Genomic DNA, 6,870 nt, shown 5'->3' on the forward strand with positions numbered 1-6,870 from the left:
GCACCTCCGGAAATTACAGTTCCGAAAAGATTGCCAATATGCTGACTTATATTCAAGTCGACACCATGAAAATCATGGGAAAAGTTTTTTGTATTCATATTGTTATGAATGATTCTCATAATATTAACCGGACACTACTGTTAGGGGTACTATAATTAAATCATAATATTTGAAACCACGCTTATGATTTAACAACTAACTGTTGAGACATTTAACAAAGACAAAGCAATAATCATGTACTTGCAATATGATAGCCTCAAGCTATATATGATAAACATTTAACATTCAGTGCTGTGACATTTTACATTCCGAGAATAGATAATTACAAATCTACTTACCAATATTGTCTTTCCGTTAACCTATACGTTTATTGATTCCCCAAAAAATTCAGAAGACGGGAGTTTGCCCCTACCCCTCATATACCTCCCCCGTGTGCGTGAACACAATGAACGACTTTACGTTCTTCGTGTTAAAAAGCTCCCGCACCGCTTTTTTGTAAAGATTGAGCTGAAACGAATATTCCCTCAGCAAGTATTCAACTTCTTTTTCTTTCACGGGGAATGTCTTGTAGTCGTAAATCTTATAAACATCATCCTCTTTTATTATCCTGTCAATCCTGCCGGAATAAACCGCATCTCCGGCTTCAAGTATGAACGGAAGTTCCGAGAACGAATCTTCTCTGGGAATGATGATATTCTGCCAGATGCCTTTTTCCTTCAGGACGGAAATATCTTTATCGATGATCGAAAGTTTTTCTTCTATTTGCACACCGTGAATCCCTTTTGACTCAAGCAGTCTCTTTGCCCTTGTTGTGATCTCCTGCTCTTGAAACATCCCTTTTGACACGCCCTCAAAGATCCTGTGCATGATGTCTCCGAGGACCAGCCAGTCCTTGCCGTGCCGCCGCCTGATGTCCGCGGCCTCCGTGACGGACTTCCACGGCGACTGCTCCGGGATGGTGACAGGAATGACGTCAATGCGGAGCGGGACTGTTTTTTCAGCTTCATATTTGTGCGCATGTTCATGGAGCATCTTCACGTCTTCCTCAGACAATATTGCCAGCCCCTCAATATCAGCCTTCACATTGAACAATTCGCCTTCCTTCTCAATATCAAGTCCCTGCCGCAGCAGGCTTAAAAAACTCCTGTCCTTGCCGTCCCAGTGCCCGATGAGGACAAGCGCTTCACCTGCCCTCGTTACCGCGACATAAAAAAGCCTTTTCTGTTCCTCTTCCTCTTTTGCCTGATGGATCTGGAAATCCTCATCCCTTTTGCGTATTGAAGGTTCGGGGATGGACTTAAAAAAGAAGCGACCCCCCGCATCCCCCCCCTTAGCAAGGGGGGGATGGGGGGGTGCTTCATACACAAGATTTTCATTTGTTGACGTCTTGAATTGTTCTTCAATACCGGGAATAAAAACAACCGGGAACTCAAGCCCTTTTGCCGCGTGGATCGTCATTATCTTCACCGCGTCCATACCCTCGGTATTCACGTTTGCCTTTGGCTCTTCATTCTTATCGAAGGTCCTTTCAAAAAAATCCCTTATCTTGATGAGCGACTTGCCGTCCGCCTCAAGTTCCTCTATTATCCTGATGAACTTCTTGATATTCGCCCTTCTCTGCGGTTCATGAAAATATCTCCACACCTTTGTTTTGACAAGAGTATATTCGATCAATTCTGAAACTGGCGTGTGCGAGGCCTGCGATCGCAAATCCTGCAGGAGCGTTACAGCTTCCTTGATGTGCTCCGTTGTATTCCCTCCCAATCCACTTTTTTTCTCACCCTCCCCTTCATCCCCTCCCGTCCCTACATTCATCTTTTCAAACAAACTGTCTCCCTCGCTGCTTATTAATTGGATGATGGCACTTTCATCGATATTAAAAAGCAGGCCCTTCAGCAGGATGTAAAGGCTGTAGTCATCGCACGGGTTTGAGAGAAAAAATACAAGCGCCCTGAGCATGGCGACTTCCGGCTCCTGGTAAAAACCTATGCCCTTCACAGTGACAAACGGGATGTTGCAGCTCCTTAACGCCTCCTCATATTTTCTCAGGTGGGTCCTTTTCCTTAGAAGTACTACAATGTCCGTGTACCTGCAAAATCTCTGCTGCCCGGTATTTTTGTCCGTTATCTGAAAGTTCCCGACAAGGCTTTGTATCCTCTGCGCAAGGACATCGGCCTCCTTTTGTTTTGTCTCCTGGACCGGCTGGTCTTCTTCATTGAGCAGCACGACCTCAACCCTCCCCGTGTGGGGAATGCCCGGCCTGTGCGCGCTGAAAGGACTGTATCTCGTTTCCCATGAATAGCGGACCTGCCCTGAGTACATGACCTTTGAAAAGACATGGTTTGTAAATTCAACAATAGCCGGGAGGCTGCGAAAATTCTCCTTTGCCTCTTCATATTGAAATTCATCGCCGAGCCAGTCCTGCATCTTTTCCCTGACCCTGCGGAAGATCTCAACGTTTGCACCCCTGAAATAATAAATGGACTGCTTTTCATCACCCACAAGAAATATGGTCGGACAGGTGCCTTCCTCCCTCTTCGCGCCCATGCCTGAACGCCATTCCTCTGTCAGCTTATCGATGATCGTCCATTGAAAAGTATTGGTGTCCTGAAACTCATCCACAAGGATGTGGTCTGTTTTTTCATCAAACGCATAAAGGATGTTGGCCCACTCGGGATTTTCAGTGAGGGTCTTATAGGAGATATATTCGAGATCGCTGAAGTCGAGAGCGCCCTTCGCCTTTTTCCGTTCAGTGTACGCTGCCAGACATTTTTCAAAAATCCTGCCGGTCCTCTCCCCTCTCCGCGCGTACTCCTTAAATTTCACCCCCTCCCAGTACTTGTACATTTTCGCGGCCCATTCTTTATAATCCGGAATTTTCTTGAGCGCCGGATGCGGCCTTTGACGGGGGTCTTTTGCCTTGGTCATAAAATAATCTTCCAATAAGACGATCTTCTCAGAAGAACCGTCTTCAAATATTTTTCCATAACCGTCAATCGCGTCTTTTACTCCATGCCATAATCTCAGCTCCTCAATTAAAGAAGCCGTGTCGGGTTGTGTGTAAATAAACGGTTTGGCCTCAGTGGAAAACGGCGTCTTCTGAAAGAGATAGTCAACCGTATTTTTAAGATAATCAAGTCCCCTGAACCCTTTCTCGCTGAGTGTTTGCAGAATGAAATTGTCTTCCTGAATATGTGGGGACGGTTTATTCAGCGCCCCCGCAGGGGCGGGTTTCAAACCCGCCCCTACAGCCATCAGCACATCAAACAAAATCTCGTCCCATTCCATGCCGGATTCAATGGCGTCCTGGGTTTTGTAATTAGGATCGATTGCCGCCTCAAAGGAAAACCGCCTCAGGAGCGTCCCGCAAAAAGAGTGAATGGTTGACACGCGCATGAGGGGTATCTTTTCAAGAAGATGCCGGAAGAGCGGCTCGTCTTCGTTCTTGAGTATCTTGAGGATCCTCTGCTTCATCTCGGCAGAGGCCTTCTCGGTAAAAGTAATGGCGAGTATCCTCTCCACTTCAACGCCTTTTTGAAGCAGTGCGATATAACGCCTCGCAAGCTTTTCGGTCTTTCCCGATCCTGCCGGAGCGGAAATCATTATGCTTTTGTCAGTGTCGAGATAGCTCATAAAAACATATTATCCACAGATTTCGCAGATTAGTCAGTAGTTACTGGTTGTAAATCTGCGTTAATCTGTGTAATCTGTGGATCAATTCAGATCTTTTTCTCTGTCTATGGATTATCCTTTTTCACACAGCGGGGCGTGATCGCAGTATCTGCATTCATTGCTGCTGCCCGGTTCAGAGGGAAACGAGCCATTTTTCATCCCGTCAACAAGCTCCCCGGTTTTTTGCAAAGCGTCCTGTATGAATTTCTCCATAGTATCTTTTTTGGGATACCAGGTCACACTGCCGTTTTTCAAAGAATAATATCCGACTCTTTCCACCGCCTCCTTGAAATTCTCCTGCCACATGCGGGCATATAACTGCATCTGAAGACTGTCGCTGTCAATAGAGCCGGTCTTGTAATCAAGGAGGATAACTTTATCGCCTGAAAATCCCCCTTCATTCCCCTTTGCCAAAGGGGGAATATTTTTCTTCTGCTGACTGCTGACTGCTGACTGCTGACTCCTCACATCAATCCTGTCTATCTTTCCCTTCAGCCTGATCCCGTCGATCTCCGCCTTTATGCTTTCTTCAACCTTATACGGGATGTACCCTTCCGCCCTTATTGCTGTTTCCTGTTCTTTGAGTAAGGGTAAAAGTTTTTTAAATATCTCTCTTGCCACATTCGCCCAGAAATCCCCTATGGGAAATTCCTTCAGACTTCTTTCGAGTGACTGATAAAGTCTCTGTTCAAATGTGTCCAATGAAAATCCTTTGTCCTCAAACAGATACTCCATGGTCTTGTGCGCGAGGCTTCCCCATAGTCTGTATTCCACTTCGAACCTCGGCGGCTCCTCCAATTCAAGCGAGAGGACCCTTTCGATATAAAAACGAAGCGGGCATTTCCGATAGAAGTCAATATCGGTCACCCTGAAATATCCCCTGGACATCGCGCCGATCCTCCGGCGCAGAATTTCAAGCGTGTTTTTATCAAAGGACATTTCAGCGCCCCAGGATATCTTCGGCATCACACCTGCCGTCCCTTCTCTAACGAGGACGTCTTCCTCTGTAAAAATGTTCAGCTCTACGGGACAGAGAGATTTCTCCCAGTCGAGAAAAGGCGAGGGCAGAAATATTTTATCTCCCTCCGCGGAAGGGCAGGAAACATACGGGTCGAACGCTGAGGCATTGAGGAGCATTTTGAAATACATTTTCTGCCTGTTAAAATAATATTCGAGATGGGGCATGCCCAATTCCCGTTTTACCTTCTCAGGCAATATGGGGTCTATTCCCGGCCTGGAAGGAAAATTTTCCTCCAATACCCCGCCGAAAAACAGCGCCTTGCTCTCAAGCCCGGCAGCTATTTCATAAGGGAGTATCTTGACTCCGCTTATGTCCTCATCCGCAGCGCTTATGCCCTGTAATAGATATCTCATATACGCACCGGTTTTGTGCAAACCTGTTCCATGAAACCCGGCAAATTGTCGCAACTCTGAAAACAAGTTCTCAACCGCGCGGGATATTTCACCGGCCCCCTTCACTCCAACCGGAGGATTATCCAGGTAATCAAAGAACCCTAATTTGTCTAATCCCGACTCAAAAGAGTCGATAAAAGAGATCATGTCCTTAGCCTGTTTGATGCCTTCGAGAATATCAATGACCTGTTTGATACCCTTTTGAAATTCGGCGATCTTTATTTTTTCATCCTCGGTTAAATCTTCTTTAGGGGCATTGCCGAGCACGGCCTCAACAGAAAGCCAGGACTGTTTCCCCTTAATGATCCCCGCCCGGTAGGAATAAGTGACCGCCAGCTCCTTTAAAGTTTCAGGGATTGACGGAAAACAGGGTGATGTTATGAAAGAGAGAAGATCATTCCTCGGATAATCATCCTCAATACAGGTGAGTATTCCCTCCAGCGCCATGAATGGTTTTGTGGTTGAAAGATCATATTCTCCTATGCTGGCCGGGACACCGTGTTTTTTGAAGATCCTTTTGAGCATGGGAATGTAGCGTGAGAGAGAAGGGAAACACGCAGTTATCTCCCAGGGTTTTACTCCGTCGATCATGAGTTTTTTTATTCCCTTTGCAATGCCCTCGACTTCTTCTTCCATTGAAGGGTATGAATAATATCCTGTATCTTCCCGGCGGACAGCGCTCTCAAGCTTCTTTGTTAGAATTCCTTCTTTGTTCGTCTGAAAAAATTTCAGAAGCTCGGTGCCCTCTCCTGCAAATATAAAAACCTTCCCTGCCCTGTCAATAAGCGACTTTATGATCTCAAGCTCAAGCGGCGTGGGATCAAAAAACCCGTCAATGACAAGGGTATAATTCAAGGGCAAGGGGGTGTCTGTATTCTGTATTATTGCAATACACTCTCTCATCATATCTTCCGCATCGATCAGTTTATTTTCTTTCAGGAAATCTTCATACGCCTGAAGGACCTCAATGGCCTGCACCGCCCTCTCCCTTGTCTTCTCTTCAAATATCAGTTGCTTGATGTCTTCCTTTAGTTGTGAAATATTTTTATCCGGGATGTACTGCCTGATTTTCTGAAAGAGTTCTGACAAGAGCTGGGCATATCCGATGTTCTTCTCTTTAAATATCTCGCACAGGACAAGCGTCCTGATCCTTGCGGAGATGGCGTTCCTCCCCTTATCTAAGGGGAGGTCAGGTGGGGTTACGTTTTCATTCAGATTTACAGCAAGCTGCTTTATGGTCAATGCCTGAAAGGGGACATACGCTGGCCTCTTACGGACATTTTTCTGATATGAGAAGAAATGCCTTTTGGCTTCCGCGGCAACGGAAGTGTTCGGAGCGAGATATAATACTGACGAAAAATCATTGCCAGGGCACAGAGAAACGATCTCTTTGAAAATTGTTTCCTTTTTGTTCTTTACGCCAAAAGGCGCTATGAAAAGCGTTCCGTCTTTCACTTGAGTGTCCCGATCAATCTTTCTTTCATTCGTATTTTAGTTGAAACGCAACTTTTAAAAACCACTGAGTCACTGAGACACGGAGAAAAAAATAAATAAACATAGAGATTCTATTCTTGTCTTCCTCCGTGCCTCCGTGTCTCTGTGGTTATTTTAATGTTCTCCAACTTTTTTACAAATGAACCAATCTCACTACTGTCCGGTTAAGAATCGAATAGATTCAACTGGTTTTGATTTTCGGTTATATTGAAACCATAATTGGAATACTGAACTATTTGTTGTAAAGGCATTTTTTCGAAAAGAGTAACTGACAGAATCTGTAATAAAGTA

2 protein-coding genes are annotated in these 6,870 nt (G+C 45.4%); both read right to left on the minus strand.

Features of this window, described 5'->3' with window-relative positions; all coding sequences use genetic code 11:
* Positions 1-408: 408 nt before the first annotated feature.
* A complete protein-coding gene (locus tag HZB61_03735) occupies positions 409-3,633 on the minus strand; it encodes a UvrD-helicase domain-containing protein (GenBank protein ID MBI5055710.1) in 3,225 nt (1,074 codons plus the stop codon).
* 111 nt (positions 3,634-3,744) lie between these two features.
* Positions 3,745-6,540: a PD-(D/E)XK nuclease family protein gene (locus tag HZB61_03740; protein ID MBI5055711.1), complete on the minus strand. Its 2,796-nt coding sequence runs from the start codon at positions 6,538-6,540 to the stop codon at positions 3,745-3,747.
* Positions 6,541-6,870: the final 330 nt, after the last annotated feature.

This window comes from Nitrospirota bacterium (genome assembly GCA_016214845.1).
In the GTDB taxonomy this organism is placed as follows: domain Bacteria; phylum Nitrospirota; class Thermodesulfovibrionia; order UBA6902; family UBA6902; genus SURF-23.

Excerpts from the sequence above, each read along its gene's own strand:
- HZB61_03735 (MBI5055710.1), bottom strand. The coding sequence starts at position 3,633 with ATGAGCTATCTCGACACTGACAAAAGCATAATGATTTCCGCTCCGGCA.